General features: G+C 68.8%; 14 protein-coding genes. 12 read left to right on the top strand and 2 right to left on the bottom strand.

All coding sequences use genetic code 11. The features are described 5' to 3' along the window. Positions 1–111 precede the first annotated feature (111 nt). The 11 genes from nuoH (at position 112) to G398_RS0105120 (ending at position 13834) form a co-directional block, all read left to right on the top strand. A complete protein-coding gene (gene nuoH, locus G398_RS0105170; protein ID WP_052571488.1) occupies positions 112–1173 on the top strand; it encodes an NADH-quinone oxidoreductase subunit NuoH in 1062 nt (353 codons plus the stop codon). Between the two features lie 10 nt (positions 1174–1183). Then, on the top strand, positions 1184–1747 hold the full coding sequence (locus tag G398_RS16360) for a NuoI/complex I 23 kDa subunit family protein (protein WP_052571487.1): 564 nt from the start codon (positions 1184–1186) through the stop codon (positions 1745–1747). Positions 1748–1757: 10 nt separating this feature from the next. Beyond that, on the top strand, positions 1758–2252 hold the full coding sequence (locus tag G398_RS0105160; RefSeq protein WP_026852810.1) for an NADH-quinone oxidoreductase subunit J: 495 nt from the start codon (positions 1758–1760) through the stop codon (positions 2250–2252). A gap of 19 nt (positions 2253–2271) precedes the next feature. Next, positions 2272–2592, top strand: a complete 321-nt coding sequence (nuoK, locus tag G398_RS0105155; RefSeq protein ID WP_026852809.1) for an NADH-quinone oxidoreductase subunit NuoK — start codon at positions 2272–2274, stop codon at positions 2590–2592. A gap of 7 nt (positions 2593–2599) precedes the next feature. Then, positions 2600–4504, top strand: coding sequence for an NADH-quinone oxidoreductase subunit L (nuoL, locus tag G398_RS0105150; protein ID WP_026852808.1), 1905 nt, complete (start codon positions 2600–2602; stop codon positions 4502–4504). Positions 4505–4512: 8 nt separating this feature from the next. Then, on the top strand, positions 4513–6147 hold the full coding sequence (locus G398_RS16355; protein ID WP_157492287.1) for an NADH-quinone oxidoreductase subunit M: 1635 nt from the start codon (positions 4513–4515) through the stop codon (positions 6145–6147). Next, positions 6144–7643 (top strand): NADH-quinone oxidoreductase subunit N, encoded by a 1500-nt coding sequence (locus G398_RS0105140; RefSeq protein ID WP_026852807.1) that lies wholly within the window; start codon positions 6144–6146, stop codon positions 7641–7643. The genes G398_RS16355 and G398_RS0105140 overlap by 4 nt, the downstream gene beginning before the upstream one ends. Positions 7644–7761: 118 nt before the next feature. Next, positions 7762–9237 carry an efflux RND transporter periplasmic adaptor subunit gene (locus G398_RS19335; protein ID WP_052571485.1) on the top strand — a complete coding sequence of 492 codons (1476 nt, stop codon included), beginning with the start codon at positions 7762–7764 and terminating at the stop codon, positions 9235–9237. Positions 9238–9520: 283 nt separating this feature from the next. Beyond that, complete coding sequence (locus G398_RS0105130) at positions 9521–10738, top strand: ABC transporter permease (RefSeq protein ID WP_026852806.1); 1218 nt, start codon at positions 9521–9523, stop codon at positions 10736–10738. After that, complete coding sequence (locus tag G398_RS0105125; RefSeq protein WP_026852805.1) at positions 10731–11978, top strand: MFS transporter; 1248 nt, start codon at positions 10731–10733, stop codon at positions 11976–11978. The genes G398_RS0105130 and G398_RS0105125 overlap by 8 nt, the downstream gene beginning before the upstream one ends. A 119-nt stretch (positions 11979–12097) precedes the next feature. Next, a complete protein-coding gene (locus G398_RS0105120; RefSeq protein WP_026852804.1) occupies positions 12098–13834 on the top strand; it encodes a nitrate- and nitrite sensing domain-containing protein in 1737 nt (578 codons plus the stop codon). A 49-nt stretch (positions 13835–13883) separates the two neighbouring features. On the opposite strand, the gene tpx is transcribed toward G398_RS0105120, so the two are convergent. After that, a complete protein-coding gene (gene tpx, locus G398_RS0105115) occupies positions 13884–14381 on the bottom strand; it encodes a thiol peroxidase (RefSeq protein WP_026852803.1) in 498 nt (165 codons plus the stop codon). Between the two features lie 186 nt (positions 14382–14567). Between tpx and G398_RS0105110 the strand changes: the two genes are divergently transcribed. After that, entirely contained in the window at positions 14568–15989 is a 1422-nt protein-coding gene (locus G398_RS0105110; RefSeq protein WP_052571483.1) for an FAD-binding oxidoreductase, read from the top strand. An 11-nt stretch (positions 15990–16000) separates the two neighbouring features. Here G398_RS0105110 and G398_RS0105105 read toward each other — a convergent pair whose 3' ends face one another. Next, positions 16001–16546: a DUF4136 domain-containing protein gene (locus G398_RS0105105; RefSeq protein WP_026852801.1), complete on the bottom strand. Its 546-nt coding sequence runs from the start codon at positions 16544–16546 to the stop codon at positions 16001–16003. Positions 16547–16653: the final 107 nt, after the last annotated feature.

Genomic DNA, 16653 nt, shown 5'->3' with positions numbered 1-16653 from the left:
CAGGTCGCATCGGCGCCCCCGGGGTTCTTTCCCTCCGTGTCATGAAGGGTCCCGCTCTGATAGGCTCGATGGGTTGGGCCTCCCCGCGGGTGGCCCGCCGGGAAGCCGCCCATGGACAAGCTCGCAAGCCTGCTGCACACCACGCCTGCCACCGCTTGGATGGTGGCGAAACTCGTCATCGTCTTCGGCGGCGTCTTCTCGCTGGCGGCCGTCTGGACCTGGGTGGAGCGCCGCGGCGCGGCCATGATCCAGGACCGCATCGGCCCCAACCGGGCGGCCCTCTTCGGCAAAATCAAGATCATCGGCCTGGCCCAGCCCCTGGCGGACGGCATCAAGTTCTTCTTCAAGGAGGACCTGGTTCCCCACGACGCCAACAAGGGTCTCTTCTGGCTGGCCCCCTTCCTGGCCCTGGTGCCGGCCCTCATGGGCTTCGCCGTCATCCCCTTCGGCCGCAGCTTCGTGAGCGGAGGCCAGGAATACCACCTGGCGCTGCTGGATCCCGGCAACGGCATGGGCCTGCTCTATCCCCTGGCCATCGGCGGCATGGCGGTCTACGGCGTGCTGGTGGCGGCCTGGTCCAGCAACAACAAGTGGGCCATCCTCGGCGGCATGCGCTCGTCGGCCACCATGGTGAGCTACGAGATCGGCATGAGCCTGGCCGTGGTGGCCATCTTCATGACCGCCGGCGGCTACGACCCCTCCGAGGTCATCAAGGCGCAGGGCCACCTCCCCTGGGCCTGGAACATCGTGCGCCAGCCCCTCGGCTTCATCGTGTTCTTCGCTTGCATGTTCGCCGAGACGAACCGCCTGCCCTTCGACTTCGCCGAGGGCGAGAGCGAGATCGTGGCAGGCTTCAACACCGAATACGGGAGCATGAAGTTCAGCCTGCTGGCCCTCTCCGAGTACTGCCACATGATGACGGCCTCCGCCCTCATGGCCACGCTCTACTTCGGCGGCTGGCAGGTGCCCTTCGTGCAGGACCCCTCGGTGATGCTGTCCGTGGCCAGCTTCCTGGTGAAGATGCTGTTCTTCGCCTGGGTCTACGTCTGGATCCGGTGGACCCTGCCCCGCTTCCGCTACGACCAGCTCATGCACCTCGGATGGAAGGCGATGCTTCCGATGTCCATGGTCAACCTGGTCTTCCACGCCTGGCGCATGAGCCAGGGCCACTGAGGAGTAGGCGATGGGTGTCGTCGTCAAGAAGGTCGAGCTGAACTGGCTGGACCGCACCTATGTCTGGCCCGTGATGAAGGGGATGGGCATCACCATCCGCCACTTCTTCAGGCAGATCTTCACGCCCAGCGCCAAGCGCTTCACGATCCAGTACCCGGACATGAAGAAGGAGATGCCCGCCGGCTACCGCGGCCTCCACGAGCTGAAGCGGTTCGAGGACGGCGCCATCAAGTGCGTGGCCTGCTTCATGTGCCAGGAGGCCTGCCCGGCCCGCTGCATCAGCATCGAGGCCGAGGAGTTCAGCGACCTCACCTTCACCCAGGGCTTCGAGGAGAAGCGCCCGGCCAAGTTCACCATCGACATGCTGCGCTGCATCTACTGCGGCATGTGCGAGGAGGCCTGCCCCAAGGATGCCATCTGGCTCCGGAAGGACTACGAGGTGGCCGCCTACGACCGGCTGTCCATGCAGTTCGGCAAGTGGGACCTGATGAACACCTACACCGAGGCCGACGGCAAGGAGCGCATCTCCCAGGATCCCACCCCATCCGTGCCGCGCCGCACGATCGCGATGTAAGGGAGCGGCCATGTTCATCACCTTTGCCCTCATCACCCTCCTGGGCGCCCTGGGGATGCTGCTGCAGAAGAACGTCGTCGTGGCGGGCCTCTGCATGGTGGCGGCCTTCTTCGGCGTGGCCGGGCTCTTCGTGCTGCTGGCCAACCCGGTGGCTGCTGCCCTCCAGATCATCGTCTACACCGGCGCCATCATGGTGCTCGTCCTCTTCGTGATCATGATGCTGAACAGCCACCAGGAGGAGGAGGCCCAGGCCTCCCATCCCGTGCAGCGGTGGCTGTCCCTGGCCCTGCTGGCGGTCCTCGCCCTCGGCGGCGTGAAGCTGGTGATGGGCTCGGCCGGGCTGAAGGCCCTGGCGGAGAAGGGGAGCACGATGCCCCAGGCCATGACGCTCGAGAAGGTGGGGACGGCGCTCTTCGCGGACCACCTGCTGGGCTTCGAGGTGGCGGGCCTGGTGCTGTTGGCCGCGATGATCGGCGCCGTGGCGCTGACGAAGCGGAACCTGTGAGGAGCCAGCGATGACCGGCATGGATGCGATCCTCCACGGCGGGCTCCAGGGATACCTGGTGGTGGCCCTGCTGCTCTTCTTCCTGGGGCTGGCCACGGTGCTCCTGCGCCGCACGCTCCTCATGCAGTTCATGGGCGTGGAGCTGATGCTCAACGCCGCCAACGTGGCCCTGCTGGCCTTCGCCCGGTTCCGCGGGGGGGATGCCCAGGCCATGGTGTTCTACCTCTTCATCATCGCCGTGGCCGCCTGCGAGGCGGCCGTCGGCCTGGCGCTGATCATCGGCCTCTACCGCCACCGGGACACCACGGACTCGGACCGGGCCGCCAGCCTGAAGCAGTGAGGATGCGATGAACAAGTACTACTGGCTCATTCCGATCCTCCCCCTGCTGGGCGCGGCCTTCAACGGCCTGCTGGGCAAGCGCGCCGGCAAGGGCGCCGTGACCCTCGTGGGCCTGGGCACAGTGGCGCTCTCTCTCGTGCTGGCCGTGTCCGCCTTCCTCGCCATGAAGGGCATGCCGGACCACCGGCTGGTCCTGAACTACGCCGAGTGGATGGTCACGGGCTCCATGAGCGTGCCCTTCGGCCTGGTGATCGATCCCCTTAGCGGCACCATGATGCTGGTCGTCACGGGCATCGGCTTCCTCATCCACCTCTACTCTGTGGGCTACATGCACGCGGAGAAGGGCTACGCGCGGTTCTTCAGCTACCTGAACCTCTTCGTGTTCTTCATGCTGACCCTGATCCTCGGATCGAGCCTGCCCCTGATGTTCGTGGGCTGGGAGGGCGTGGGCCTCTGCTCCTACCTGCTCATCGGCTACTACTTCGAGACGGACTTCGCCCCCCAGGCGGGCCTCAAGGCCTTCCTCTTCAACCGCGTGGGCGACCTGGGCGTGTCCATCGGCATGCTGGTGCTCTTCGCGTCCTTCGGTACCCTGACCATCGCCGACATCCTCACCCAGGCGGGCCACCTGGCTCCCGAGGCCGGCTTCGGCATCCTCACCTTCGCCACTCTGATGCTCTTCGTGGGCGCCACGGGCAAGAGCGCCCAGCTGCCCCTCTACCTCTGGCTGCCGGATGCCATGGCGGGCCCGACCCCCGTCAGCGCCCTCATCCACGCCGCCACCATGGTGACCAGCGGCATCTACATGATCTGCCGCCTGGCCCCGGTCTACACCCTGACCCCCACCACCATGACTGTAGTGGCCTGGGTGGGCGCGGCCACGGCTCTCTTCGCCGCCACCATCGGCCTCTTCCAGCGCGACATCAAGAAGGTGCTGGCCTACTCCACCATCTCCCAGCTGGGCTACATGTTCCTGGGCCTGGGCGCGGCGGGCTTCGCCGCGGGCTTCTTCCACGTCTTCACCCACGCCTGGTTCAAGGCCCTCCTCTTCCTCGGCGCCGGCAGCGCAATCACCGCCATGCACCACGAGCAGGACCTGTTCAAGATGGGCGGGCTGAAGAACAAGACGAAGATCACCTTCATCACCATGGTGGCCGGCACCGTCGCCATCATGGGCTTCCCCGGCACCTCGGGCTTCTTCAGCAAGGACGAGATCCTCTACCTGGCCTACCTCAAGTCCCCGGCCCTGTGGGTGGTGGGTGTCGTCGCCGCCTGCTGCACCAGCTTCTACATGTGGCGCCTCATGGCCCTGGCCTTCTGGGGCGAACCCCGGGACCACCACGCCTACGAGCACGCCCACGAGAGCCCGCTCTCCATGACGGTCCCCCTCATGGTGCTGGCGGTGGGCTCGCTGCTCTGGGGCTTCTGGGGCGTGCCCGAGGCCTTCGGCGGCCACTTCGCCATCGGCGAGTGGCTGAAGCCGGCCCTGACCTACGGCCAGACCCACGCAGCCCACGGCCACCACGAGGGCCCGGCCGTGCTGCTGGCGGCGATCTCCACCACCCTGGGCCTGGTCTTCGGCTTCCTGGGCTGGTCCAAGTACAAGGCCGGTCCCGCCTGGGAGCTGGCCTTCGCGGAGAAGTTCCCCACGGTCCACCGGGTGCTGCTGAACAAGTACTATGTGGACGAGGGTGTGGAGCTCTACCTCCTCCGGCCCATCCGCTGGTTCGGGAACCTCCTGTGGAAGCTCTTCGACGTCATCATCATCGACGGCGTGGGCGTGAACCTGCCGGGTGCGCTGGCCCGGGTCTTCGGGGACTTCACGGCGCTCTTCCAGACCGGCCGGGTGCGGAACTACGCGCTCAGCATGGCGCTGGGGGCCGCGATCCTCCTCTATGTCTTCCTGAAGTAGGTGGGGCGATGACCTGGCTGAACCTCCATCCCCTCACCTTCCTGGTCTTCGCGCCGACCGTCCTGGGCTTCCTGCTCATGGCCCTGCCGCACGCGCTGGGCAAGCTGGCGCGCCTGCTGGGCTTCCTGGGCGCCCTGGCCATCTTCGTCCTGAGCCTCGCTTGGCTCCTGGGCCACAACCCGGCGGCGGGCGGGACCGTCCTCGCAGAGCGCACGCCCTGGTTCACCCTCGTGGGCCTGCCTGTGGACTACGCCCTGGCCGTGGACGGCCTCAACCTCTGGCTGGTGCTCCTCACCACCTTTCTGGTGCCTCTCACCATGCTGGGCACCTGGAACAGCCTCAAGGACCGCATGGGCACCTTCGCGGCCCTGTTCCTCCTGCTGGAGACGGGCATGCTGGGCGCCCTGGTGGCCCAGGACCTGTTCGTGTTCTACCTGTTCTGGGAGGCCATGCTGATCCCGATGTACTTCATGATCGGGGTCTGGGGTGGAGACGAGCGCCGCTACGCCGCCAACAAGTTCTTCCTCTACACCCTGAGCGGCTCCCTCCTCTGGCTGGTGGCGCTGCTCTACCTGGCCAACAAGGCCGGCGGCTTCAACCCGGCCCTCATGGCCCAGGCGGCCTCGGCGCTGCCCTTCGGCGTCCAGGGCTGGCTCTTCATCGCCTTCGCCGTGGCCTTCGCCATCAAGGTGCCCCTGTTCCCCCTGCACACCTGGCTGCCGGATGCCCACGTGCAGGCGCCCACGGCCGGTTCCGTCATCCTCGCCGGCGTGCTGCTGAAGCTGGGCGGATACGGCTTCATCCGCTTCGCCATCCCCATGTTCCCCCAGGCGGCGATGCACTACGCCAAGCCCATCGCCCTGCTGAGCGTCATCGCCATCGTCTACGGGGCGTTGGTGGCCATGGTGCAGCGCGACATCAAGAAGCTGGTGGCCTACTCCTCCGTGAGCCACATGGGCTTCGTGATGCTGGGACTGGCCTCCATGACCGTCATCGGCACCCAGGGCGCCATGCTCCAGATGCTGAACCACGGCGTAAGCACCGGCGCGCTCTTCCTCCTGGTGGGCATGCTCTACGACCGGGCCCACACACGCATGATCTCGGATTTCGGCGGCGTGGCCGTGAAGATGCCCATCTTCACCACGTTCTTCATGATCGTGACCCTGAGCTCCATCGGCCTGCCCCTCACCAACGGGTTCGTGGGCGAGTTCTGGATCCTCAACGGCACCTTCCTCTCCGGCTTCACCTGGGGCCGCCTCTACGCAGTCCTCGCCACCTCCGGCGTCCTGCTGGGCGCGGTCTACATGCTGTGGATGTTCATGCGGGTCTTCTGGGGCCCCGAGAACAAGGATGAGGACAGCGGCACCCACCACCTGCACAGCGACCTGAACGCCCGCGAGATCGCGGTGATGCTGCCCATCGTGGTGCTCATCGTCTGGATGGGCGTCCACCCCCGGACCTTCGTGGGCGCCAGCGAGGCCCCCGTGGCCGCCCTCCTCCAGGAGATCAAGGCCCCGGCCCCCCGGCCCTTCATCCTGGCCCCCGCCGTCCGCGAGGCCGCCGCGCCCGGGGAATCCGCCGGGGCGCACGCCTCCGAAGCCCCGGTTTCCGAAGCCCCCGCTGCCCACGAGGTGCACCGATGAGCCTCACCCCCAGCCAGTGGGCGGCCCTGCTGCCGCTGCTCCTCCCGGCCTTCGGCGCCTGCCTGGTCGTCCTGATGTCCCTCGACAAGGACCAGGGCACCACCAAGTGGATCCGCGGCGCCATGTACGGCACGGCCCTCCTGGCGGTGGCCGGCAGCTTCTGGTTCCTGACGAGCCTCTGGAAGACCGGCAGCCAGCCAGCCTTCTTCCAGCTGCACATGGACCGCCTGGCCCAGTTCACGGGCATCTTCGTGGCGGTGGCCGCGGCCCTCACCATCCTCCAGAGCTGGGACCACTTCCACCAGGAAGGGTGGGTGAAGGGCGAGACGCTCTCCCTGCTCCTCTTCTCGGTGACGGGCATGATGCTCTTCGCCTCCACCACGCACTTCGTGGCCCTCTTCCTGGGCCTGGAGCTGTTCAGCATCCCCCTCTACGCCCTGGTCGGCACCGTGCGCGCCCGCTCCGAGAGCGCCGAGGGTGGCATGAAGTACTTCATGACCGGCGCCGTGGCCTCCAGCTGCTTCCTCATGGGCGGCGTGCTCATCTACGGCCTGAGCGGGACCTTCGACCTGGCCGCGGCCGCCGGGGCCCTCAAGGCCCAGGGCGCCCTCCTGGATCCCCTGGTGATGGCGGGCGCGGCCCTCATGCTCCTGGGCTTCCTCTTCAAGGTCTCCGCCGTGCCCTTCCACCAGTGGACGCCGGACGCCTACGAGGCCTCGCCCCATCCCATCGCGGGCTTCATGTCCGTGGCCACCAAGGGCGTGGCCTTCATCGCCCTGCTGAGGGTGTTCCCCGGCAGCTTCGCCCCCATGGGCCCCGTGACCGCGAAGGTGCAGACGGTCCTGGCGGCGCTGGCCGTCGCCACCCTGGTCCTCGGGAACCTCACGGCCCTGGTCCAGTCCAACGTGAAGCGCATGCTGGCCTACTCCAGCATCAGCCACGCGGGCTACCTCATGCTGGGCTTCGTGGCCGGCACCCCGGCCGCCTACACGGGCGTGCTGTTCTACCTGGTCATCTACCTGGCCATGAACATGGGCGCCTTCGGCCTGCTGACCGCCTTCGGCCTGGTGGGCGAGAAGACCACCTTCGACGACCTGCGGGGCCTGGGCTGGAAGCGCCCGGCCATGGGCTTCTCCGCGGCGGTGTTCATGCTGAGCCTGGCGGGCATCCCGCCCCTGGGCGGCTTCTACGGCAAGTACATGATCTTCCGCGAACTCGTGGGCGCAGGCCACGTGGGCCTGGCGATTCTGGGCGTCCTGGCGAGCCTGGTGTCCGCCTACTACTACCTGCGCTTCCTGGTGGCCCTCTTCCTCCAGGCGCCCAGCGCCGAGGCCGAGCGGCTGGCCTCCGACCGCCCCGCGGTCCACGCCCCCCTGGCGGGTGCGGCCGTGCTGGTGTCTGCGGCCATCGTCCTGGCGGGGGGCCTCATCCAGTACGCCCTGGCCGACGGGTTCGCGAAACGGGCCATCGTCGAGGGCCTGGGGCTCATCCGATAGGCTCCGATTCCACGAAATTCCGCCTCAACCGGGAACCTTCCCTGGTGGTCAATACATCGTTATGCGAAGGTACTAGGCCGGGCCCTGCCCGGTCCCTTGAGAAGCGGAGCGCGGCGTCATGAAGCGGAACACCTGGATCGTCCTCGGCATCGGTGTCGCGGTGGTGGGGGGGGTGGCGACCTACGCCCTCACGCGGACCAAGGATGAGGTGAAGTGGCGCCAGGCCAAGGTGGACAAGGGCGCCATCACCCAGCGGATCAACGCCACCGGCGCCGTGAGCCCCGTGGTGCAGGTGGCGGTGGGCACCCAGGTGTCCGGCGTGATCTCGGCCCTGTACGTGGACTACAACAGCATCGTGAAGAAGGGGCAGCTCATCGCCCAGATCGATCCCACGGTCTGGGACACCCAGCTCCAGGATGCCCAGGCCAGCCTCCTCCGGGCCCAGGCCGCCTACGACTTCGCCAAGGCCGACCATGAGCGGAGCAAGCGCCTGGCTGAGAACAAGCTCCTGGCCGACCAGGATCTGGACACCAAGGTGACGGCCCTCAAGAACGCCAAGGGGAACCTCGAATCCGCCAAGGCCAGCCTGGACCGGGCCAAGGCCAACCGCGGCTACTGCGACATCACCGCCCCGGTGGATGGCGTGGTGATCTCCCGGCTGGCGGACGTGGGCCAGACCGTGGCGGCCAGCTTCAGCACGCCCAACCTGTTCCAGATCGCCCAGGACCTCTCGAAGATGAAGGTCCAGGTGTCCATCGGTGAGTCGGACATCGACGAGGTGCAGGTGGGGCAGCGGGCCATGTTCACCGTGGACAGCCTGCCGGACAAGCAGTTCATGGCCACCGTGAGCCTGGTGCGCCAGGAGCCCATCACCACCAGCAACGTGGTGAACTACGTGGTGGAGATGGTGGTGCCCAACGAGCCCCTCTCCGGCCCCGCGCAGCCGCAGAAGGAGGGGCCGCAGGATCCCGAGAAGGCCTGGGAGCGCATGAAGGAACGCATGGAGGCCCAGGGCGTCAGCAAGGAGCAGTTCATCAAGCGCTTCAAGGAGCGCCAGGCCGCTGCCGCCCCCGCCGCCCGCCCGGCCATGAAGGCCGCCGCGGTGCCGGCGGACCGCATGGCCCTGGCCCGGACCCCCGGCGGCGCCAGCCTCCTGGGCGGCCCCAAGTTCACGGGCGACCTGGCCCTCCGCTCCGGCATGACCGCCAACGTCACCATCATCACCAACCAGAAGCGGGACGTGATGCGGGTGCCGAACGCGGCCCTCCGCTTCAATCCCGCCGCCTTCATCAAGGAAGAGAAGAAGACCGAAGGTCCCCGGCTCGGCGGGCCCATGATGATGGGGCCCCAGCGGTCCGGCACCCAGAGCACCGCGGGCAGCAAGGGCGGGGTGGTGGCCAAGCGCGAGGACCGGGTCTGGGTGCTGGAGAACGGCAAGCCCAAGGCGGTGGTCGTGAAGGCCGGCATCACCGACGGCCAGTTCACGGAGGTCACGGGGGAGGGCCTGCAGGAGGGGATGATGATCCTCACCGGCGTGGAGAACGCCAAGCAGGCCAACGGCACTTCCGGCGGGATGGCCGGGGGACGGCGCTAGGGCCTCTATTCAAAGTGAGATGGGGCCGCGCAAGGGGCGTCGCCCAAGCGAGACAAGGAGAGCGACGATGGCCATAGCGGCACTATTGACGAGGCGCTCGACGCAGTATCGCGCCGGGCGCCGCCCCTTGCCCTTCGGGACGTGGCCAGCCGCACCCCTGGCTTCGTTATCGGCCTCGAACGATGTCCCGCATCGCCCTTCGGCCGCTGCCTCGCCATGGGCGCGGCTGGCCGGCGTCGCGGCCCCTTCCCACTCTGAATACAGGCCCTGACCGGGGGGTCGCATGAGATTCCTCGAGTTCCTCAAACTCGCCCTGTTTGCCATCACCCGGAACAAGATGCGGGCCTTCCTCACCATGCTCGGCATCATCGTGGGCGTGGGGGCGGTCATCGCCATGATCGGCATCGGCGAGGGCTCCAAGCGGGCCTCCATCGCCCTCATCCAGAACATGGGCTCCAACATGCTGACCATCTTCCCCGGGGCCGGAGGCAACCGCTTCGGTCCCATGGCCATGGGCAGCGCGGACATCCTCCTGGAGACCGACCCCCCGCTGATCCAGCAAGAGCTCTCGCAGAGCAGCGTGGTGGCCGCCACGGCCCAGGTCCAGACCACGCGGCCCATCATCTACCAGAACACCAACTGCGTGACCCAGGTACAGGGTACCGGCCCCGAGTTCCTCCAGATCCGCGGCTGGGAGGTGGAGAACGGCCGGTTCTTCACGGACACCGAGGTGCGCGGCATGGCCAAGGTCTGCGTCATCGGCCAGACCGTGAAGGACAACCTCTTCCCCAACGGGGAGGACCCCGTGGGCCTCACCATCCGCGTGGGCGCGCTGCCCTTCCAGGTGGTGGGCGTGCTGGAGAAGAAGGGCGCCGGCATGTTCGGCGACCAGGACGACCTCATCGTGGCGCCCTACACCACGGTCATGCGCAAGATCATGGGCCGCGACAAGATCCAACGCATCATGGTGAGCGCCCAGGAAGGCAAGGCCGAGCTGGCGGAGGCCGAGGTGACCGCGCTCCTGCGCCAGCGCATGAAGGTGGCGCCCAAGGACGACAACCCCTTCCAGATCCGCAAGCAGGACGACATCGTGCAGATGCAGACCCAGCAGGCGGGGATCCTCACGGCCCTGCTCGCCGTGGCCGCCAGCATCTCCCTGGTGGTGGGCGGCATCGGCATCTCCAACATCATGCTGGTGAGCGTCACCGAGCGCACCCGCGAGATCGGCATCCGGCGGGCCCTGGGGGCCACCCAGCACAGCATCCTCTGGCAGTTCCTCGTCGAGGCGATGGTGCTGTCCGTGCTGGGCGGCCTCATCGGCATCGCCTTCGCCTACAGCGCGGTGTTCATCCTCCAGAAGTTCCAGGTGCCCGCGGTGACCGAGGGCTGGGCCGTGGCCCTGGGCCTGGGCTTCTCCGGCCTGGTGGGCGTGGCGGCGGGCTTCCTGCCGGCGGTGAAGGCCGCGAAGCTGGATGTCATCGACGCCCTCAGGTATGAGTGAGTCCGCGGCGGCGCACGACCCCTACGCGGCCCTGAGGGACGGGAACTACCGCTGGTTCGTGGCCACCATGGGGCTCGCCACCCTGGGCCTCCAGATGCAGGGCGTGGTGGTGGGCTGGCAGGTCTACGACCGCACGGGAGACCCCCTGGCCCTGGGCCTGGTGGGTCTGTCCGAGGCGCTGCCCTTCCTGGCCACGGCCCTGTTCGGAGGGCACGCGGCGGACCGCGTGAACCGCCTCCGCCTCTGCATGGCCGCCACCGCCGGCCTGGCCGCCTGCTCGGCGCTCCTGTGGGCCTTCAGCTGGCGGTTCCAGGCGGGGCCGCTGGCCCGGGCCGTGTGGCCCATCTACGCCATCATCTTCCTCACGGGCCTCATGCGGGCCGTCTACCGCCCGGCGAACATGGCGCTGGGCACGGACCTGCTGCCCAAGGCCCTCTACGCGAACGGCTCCACCTGGCGCGTGTCCGTCTTCCACGCGGGCATGGTGCTGGGGCCCGCCCTGGGAGGCCTGGTCTACGCCTGGCGGGGCCCGGTCTGGGCCCACTTCCTTGTGATGGCGCTCCTGGTGGGGGCGGCGCTGGGGCTCTTCCTCATCCGCTACACCCCGCGCCCTCCGGCGCCGCGGGCGGGCTCGGTGCTCGAGAGCCTGGGCGAGGGCCTGCGCTTCGTGTTCTCCCAGCGGCTGCTGCTGGGGGCCATCAGCCTCGACCTCTTCGCCGTCCTCTTCGGCGGGGCCGTGGCCGTGCTGCCGGTCTTCGCCCGGGAGGTCCTGCGGGTGGGCCCCCAGGGCCTCGGCGCCCTGCGCGCGGCCCCGGCCGTGGGCTCGGTGCTCATGGGTCTGACCCTGGCCCACCTCCCGCCCCTGCGGCGGGCGGGGCGCACACTGCTGCTCTGCGTGGCAGGTTTCGGCGCGGCCATGATCGCCTTCGCCCTGAGCCGGAGCTTCGCGCTCAGTCTGCTGCTGCTGGCCGCCAGCGGGGCCGTGGACAACGTCAGCGTGGTGCTGAGGGCCACCCTGCTCCAGACCCTCACGCCCGAGCACATGCTGGGCCGGGTGTCCTCGGTCAACCAGGTGTTCATCGGCTCCAGCAACGAGATCGGCGCCTTCGAGAGCGGCCTGGCGGCGCGGTTGCTGGGCCTGGTACCCTCCGTGGTCTTCGGCGGCTGCATGACCCTGCTGGTGGTGGCGGCCACGGCCTGGAAGGTGCCCGGCCTGCGGCGGATGGACCGCATCGCCTGAGGGAGTTGGAGAAACCGGCGCAGCCGGTGATCTTGGTCAAATCACTACCCGATGGTCGTCTGAATGGGGACGGGCCCTCCACACTGATGGGATCCGCCACGACCGGCCCAGGGTGACCCATGTTCTTCGACCTCCTCCACATCCGCGTCCGCACCAAGCTCCTGGGCCTGGTGCTCCTGCCCGTGGTGGGCGGGGGGCTGCTGTCCGGGCTCTACGTGGCCGAGCAGATGCGCCTGCTGGATCGGATGCAGCGGCTGAAGGCGGCTTCGAACCTCTCGGTGGAGGTGGGCAACCTCGTCCACGCCCTCCAGGCCGAATCCTCGGGGACGGCCCTCTTCCTTGGCAGCCAGGGGCTGCTCCAGGCCCCCATGTCGCGGGGCCGGGGGGCGGTGGACCAGGAGCGCGCCGCCCTCAGCGGGCTCCTCTCGGGGACGGAACCGGAGCTCAAGGCCCTGTTCCCGGTCCAGGTCCGGGACGGGGCCCGCATCAAGGAGCTGCGCCGCCGCACCGATCAGCGCGGAGCGGGCCTGGAGATGCTCGACGGCTATGCGCGTGAAGTGGACACGCTGCTCCGGGTGCAGAACCAGCTCATGCTGCCCGCCGCCGGAACGCCGCTGGAAAGCCGCTTCCTGGCCTTCGGCACCCTCATCCGGGCCAAGGAATCCGCCGGTCTTGAGAGCGCGCTGCTCTCCAACGTGTTCTCCCACGGCACCATGGATGTGGCCACCCAGGAGCGCTTCCTGGCCCTGCTGGATGCCCAGAAGGCCCAGGGCGAGGCCTTCCTGTCCGCGGCTCCCGAAGCCTTCCGGGAGGACTACCGGAAGGCCCTGGCGGGCCCCTTCGCCCCGGAGCTCCAGCGCATGCGCGACCTGGTCCAGGCGGGGCGGGTGATCGAGGATCCGGAGGCCTGGACCAAGGTCTCCTCCGAGGGGCTCCTGGCCCTCAAGGGCGTCCAGGACCGCATGAGCCGGGATCTGCTGGCGGACGCCCAGGCCCTGGAGCGCGGGGCCCGCACCCGGGGCTGGCTGCTGGCGGCCGGGTTCAGCCTCTTCGGGCTGGTGGTGCTGCTCTGGACCTGGCGCGCCACGGTGCTCCTCACGGAGCCCATCCACGCCCTCGCGGACGGCATGGCCCGCATGGAGCAGGGGGATCTGCGCATCCAGCTGCCGGTGCGCAGCTACGACGAGACGGGGCGCATGACCGAGGCCTTCAACGCCATGAGCGCCCGCCTGCGCGAGTTGGTTCGGGCGCTGCAGGCCCAGGCCTCGCGCGTCTCCACCGGCGCGGGCGGGCTGTCCGCCAGCGCCGAGCAGGTGTCCGCCGCCACCCAGCAGCTCGCGAACAGCAGCCGGGTCCAGCGCCAGGCCTCTGAGGACGTGGCCTATGCCGTCGCCCAGCTCCAGACCTCCGTCCTGCAGGTGCGGGCGAGCCTGGATGCCATGGTGGACGATGGCCGTGCGGCGGGCCTCGAGGTGAAGTCCGCCCAGAACCGGCTCCGGACCCTGGGGGACCTGCTCCAGGACCTCAAGGGGCGCTCGGAGGCGTCGCTGCAGCCGATGATCAGCCAGGGGGAGGGCCAGGTGGCGGCCATCCAGCAGGCGCTGCAGCGCATGGAGGACACCCTGGGGGCCGTGGAGGCCGTGGCCGCCGAGATCCACCAGGCCGCCGAGGAGCAGTCCAAGGTCAGCGAGGAGGTTAGCCGCCGCATGACCACCAGCCAGGCCTCCGCGGGGGAGGTGCAGCTCGCCGCGGCCCAGCTGGCCAACACCGCCCCCGAGTTGGCCATCACCACCCGGGACCTGGCCGGCGTCGCCCAGTCCCTCAAGTCCGTGGCCGCCTCCTTCCAGGCCGAATGAGAAGCGGCCCCGAAGGGCCGCGCACTGAAGACTGAAGACTGAAGACTGCCTACAGCACCGCCAGCGCGGCGTTGTAGTCGGGCTCCTGCGCGATCTCCGGCACCAGCTCCGTGTGGATCACCTTTCCGGCGCCATCCACGACGACGACGGCGCGGGCCAGCAGGCCCTTCATGGGGCCGTCCACCAGGGTCACGCCGTAGGTCTTGCCGAAATCCGGGGTGCGGAAGGCGGAGGCGGGCACCACGTTGTCCAGGCCCTCGGCGCCGCAGAAGCGCTTCTGGGCGAAGGGCAGGTCCTCGCTCACGCAGAGGATGGTGGTGTTGGGCTTCTCGTTGGCGCGGGCGTTGAACTTGCGCACGCTGGCGGCGCAGGTGGGCGTGTCCAGGCTGGGGAAGATGTTCAGCACCACGCGCTGGCCGGCCAGGTCCTTGTTCGAGACTTCGGAGAGGTCCGTGCGCACCAGGGTGAAGGCCGGAGCCGCGGAGCCCACCTTCGGCAGATCGCCGGCGGTGTTGAGGGGATTGCCTTTGAGGGTGACCTTCGCCATGAGAACTCCTCCTAGAGGACTTCCAGTTTACGCCCCTTGGCGGTTTCCAGGCGTTTCAGGAGCGGTTTTGTCCCAGCAAGGATCTCATCTGGACTCATTCACGGCGGCATTTGAAAGAGGTATCATCCATGGCCCGGCCGGTCTCGAATGGAAAAAACCGGACCAATCCCGCCAAGGAGGAACACCATGGTGATCCAGCTCACCGGAATGGATGGCGGGAAGGTGGACCTGCCGCCCGAGGCGGTCCAGGCCTTCCGCGGCGCCTTCAGCGGGGCCGTGCTGGCGCCCGGGGACGAGGGCTACGAGGAGGCGCGGCGCATCTGGAACGGGATGATCGACCGCCGGCCGGGCCTCATCGCCCGGTGCACGGGCACGGCGGACGCGGCCCAGGCGGTCCGGTTCGCCCGCCGCCACGGGCTCCTCCTCTCCGTGCGGGGCGGCGGCCACAACATCGCGGGCCTGGCGGTCTGCGAAGGCGGGCTCATGATCGACCTCTCGGCGATGCGCGGTGTGTGGGTGGACCCCGCAGCGCGTCTGGCCCGGGCCCAGGCCGGCTGCACCCTGGGCGACCTGGACCGGGAGACCCAGGCGCACGGTCTGGCCACGGTCCTCGGGTTCGTCTCGGCCACGGGCATCGCCGGGCTCACGGTGGGCGGGGGCTTCGGCTACCTCACGCGACGCCACGGCTGGACCTGCGACAACGTGGCCTCCATGGAGGTGGTGACGGCGGACGGGGAGATCCGCCAGGTCTCCGCCGGGTCGCACCCGGACCTCTTCTGGGCCCTCCGTGGCGGAGGGGGCAACTTCGGGCTCGTGACCTCCTTCGAGTACCGGCTGTTCCCCGTGGGGCCCGAGATCCTGGGCGGGGCCCTCGCCTGGCGGGGCGAGGACGCGCGCCAGGCGCTCGAAGCCTACCGGACCTTCAGTGCCGCGGCGCCGCGCGAGCTGACCTGCGTGGCCGCCCTGCGCATCGCCCCCCCGGCGCCCTGGCTGCCCAAGGAGCAGCACGGGAAGCTGGTGGCGCTCATCTTCATCTGCCACACGGGCCGCATCGAGGAGGGCGAGGCCCTGCTGACCGCCCTGCGCCGGGTCGGGAACCCCATCGCCGATACGGTGACCCGCCGGCCCTACACGCAGATGCAGAGCCTGCTGGACGCCACCCAGCCCAAGGGCCGCCGCTACTACTGGAAATCCCACTACCTGCCCGGCATCGGCCCGGAGCTCATCAACCTGGCGGTGGATCATGCCGGGCGCCTGGTGTCGCCCCACTCCGCATTCTTCCTCTTCCACCTCCAGGGGGCCCTGAACGAGCTGCCCGCCGGCCACTCGCCCGCGGGGAACCGGGATGCGGCCTACGTGCTGAACATCGCCAGCGCCTGGGAGCGGCCGGAGGACGACGCCGCCAACATCCAGTGGGCCCGGGACTGCTTCGAGGCCACCCGGGCCAGCTCGACGGGGGGCGCCTACGTCAACTTCCTCACGGAGGAGGAGGGGGCCGACCGCATCGAGGCCGCCTACGGCCGGTCCATCCTGGACCGCCTGGCGGCCATCAAGCGAACCCATGACCCGGACGACCTCTTCCGGCACACGAAGCGGATCTCAGGCTGATCGGGAAGGGGCTACCGGGGCGGGAACTTGGAGAGGATGTCGTGGACCGCCCTTGGCACCACCTCGTCGGCGTCCTCGGGGTTGTCCAGGCCCGTGAGAGCTCCGGCGGCGGCGCCCTGCCAGATCATCTGGTTGGTCTTGAAGTCCACGACCTCGATGACGATGGTGCCTTCCTTGTAGCTGTGCACCTCGCTCATGCTCGTGCCGACGCCGCCGTAGAAGGGGCGGTAGCCCCAGCCCCATCCCCAGCCCATGTGGGTGGTGGTGCGGTAGCGGCGTTCGTGGACCACGGGGTAGTAGGTCACGAGGAAGTCGGGGTCCGCCTTGGTCTCCATGACGAAGCCCTTGGCCTGGAGCTCCTTCTCGAGGGCCGCGCGCACCCGCTTGTCCATGAGGTTGGTGGTGCCGCCGGTGCCCTTCTTGGAGGTGTAGTAGTCGAAGGTCTTGTAGCGGCCGAAGGAGGCGGTCACGTCGTAGTCGTAGGTCACGTGGTAGCCCGTGCAGGCCCCCAGGAGGAGCAGGGGGAGCAGGGCGGCGGTCAGGGTCAGGCGGCGCATGGAACCTCCGGTGCACCATTATGGACGTCCGGGCCAGGCCAGGGTTGAGCCTGGTCTCCGGTCTAGGGTGGTCTGGGAGCAGGCCCGATCTCCACCTACCCCGGGTC

It is taken from the genome of Geothrix fermentans DSM 14018 (assembly GCF_000428885.1).
Taxonomy (GTDB): Bacteria; Acidobacteriota; Holophagae; order Holophagales; family Holophagaceae; genus Geothrix; species Geothrix fermentans.
Note: the sequence above shows the minus strand (reverse complement) of the source record. Positions and strands in the feature narration are given on the sequence as shown.

Excerpts from the sequence above, each read along its gene's own strand:
- G398_RS0105140 (WP_026852807.1), top strand. The coding sequence starts at position 6,144 with ATGAGCCTCACCCCCAGCCAGTGGGCGGCCCTGCTGCCGCTGCTCCTC.
- tpx (WP_026852803.1), bottom strand. The coding sequence starts at position 14,381 with ATGGCGAAGGTCACCCTCAAAGGCAATCCCCTCAACACCGCCGGCGAT.
- nuoL (WP_026852808.1), top strand. The coding sequence starts at position 2,600 with ATGAACAAGTACTACTGGCTCATTCCGATCCTCCCCCTGCTGGGCGCG.
- G398_RS0105130 (WP_026852806.1), top strand. The coding sequence starts at position 9,521 with ATGAGATTCCTCGAGTTCCTCAAACTCGCCCTGTTTGCCATCACCCGG.
- G398_RS0105120 (WP_026852804.1), top strand. The coding sequence starts at position 12,098 with ATGTTCTTCGACCTCCTCCACATCCGCGTCCGCACCAAGCTCCTGGGC.
- G398_RS19335 (WP_052571485.1), top strand. The coding sequence starts at position 7,762 with ATGAAGCGGAACACCTGGATCGTCCTCGGCATCGGTGTCGCGGTGGTG.
- G398_RS0105105 (WP_026852801.1), bottom strand. The coding sequence starts at position 16,546 with ATGCGCCGCCTGACCCTGACCGCCGCCCTGCTCCCCCTGCTCCTCCTG.
- G398_RS0105125 (WP_026852805.1), top strand. The coding sequence starts at position 10,731 with ATGAGTGAGTCCGCGGCGGCGCACGACCCCTACGCGGCCCTGAGGGAC.
- nuoH (WP_052571488.1), top strand. The coding sequence starts at position 112 with ATGGACAAGCTCGCAAGCCTGCTGCACACCACGCCTGCCACCGCTTGG.
- G398_RS16360 (WP_052571487.1), top strand. The coding sequence starts at position 1,184 with ATGGGTGTCGTCGTCAAGAAGGTCGAGCTGAACTGGCTGGACCGCACC.
- nuoK (WP_026852809.1), top strand. The coding sequence starts at position 2,272 with ATGGATGCGATCCTCCACGGCGGGCTCCAGGGATACCTGGTGGTGGCC.
- G398_RS0105110 (WP_052571483.1), top strand. The coding sequence starts at position 14,568 with ATGGTGATCCAGCTCACCGGAATGGATGGCGGGAAGGTGGACCTGCCG.
- G398_RS16355 (WP_157492287.1), top strand. The coding sequence starts at position 4,513 with ATGACCTGGCTGAACCTCCATCCCCTCACCTTCCTGGTCTTCGCGCCG.
- G398_RS0105160 (WP_026852810.1), top strand. The coding sequence starts at position 1,758 with ATGTTCATCACCTTTGCCCTCATCACCCTCCTGGGCGCCCTGGGGATG.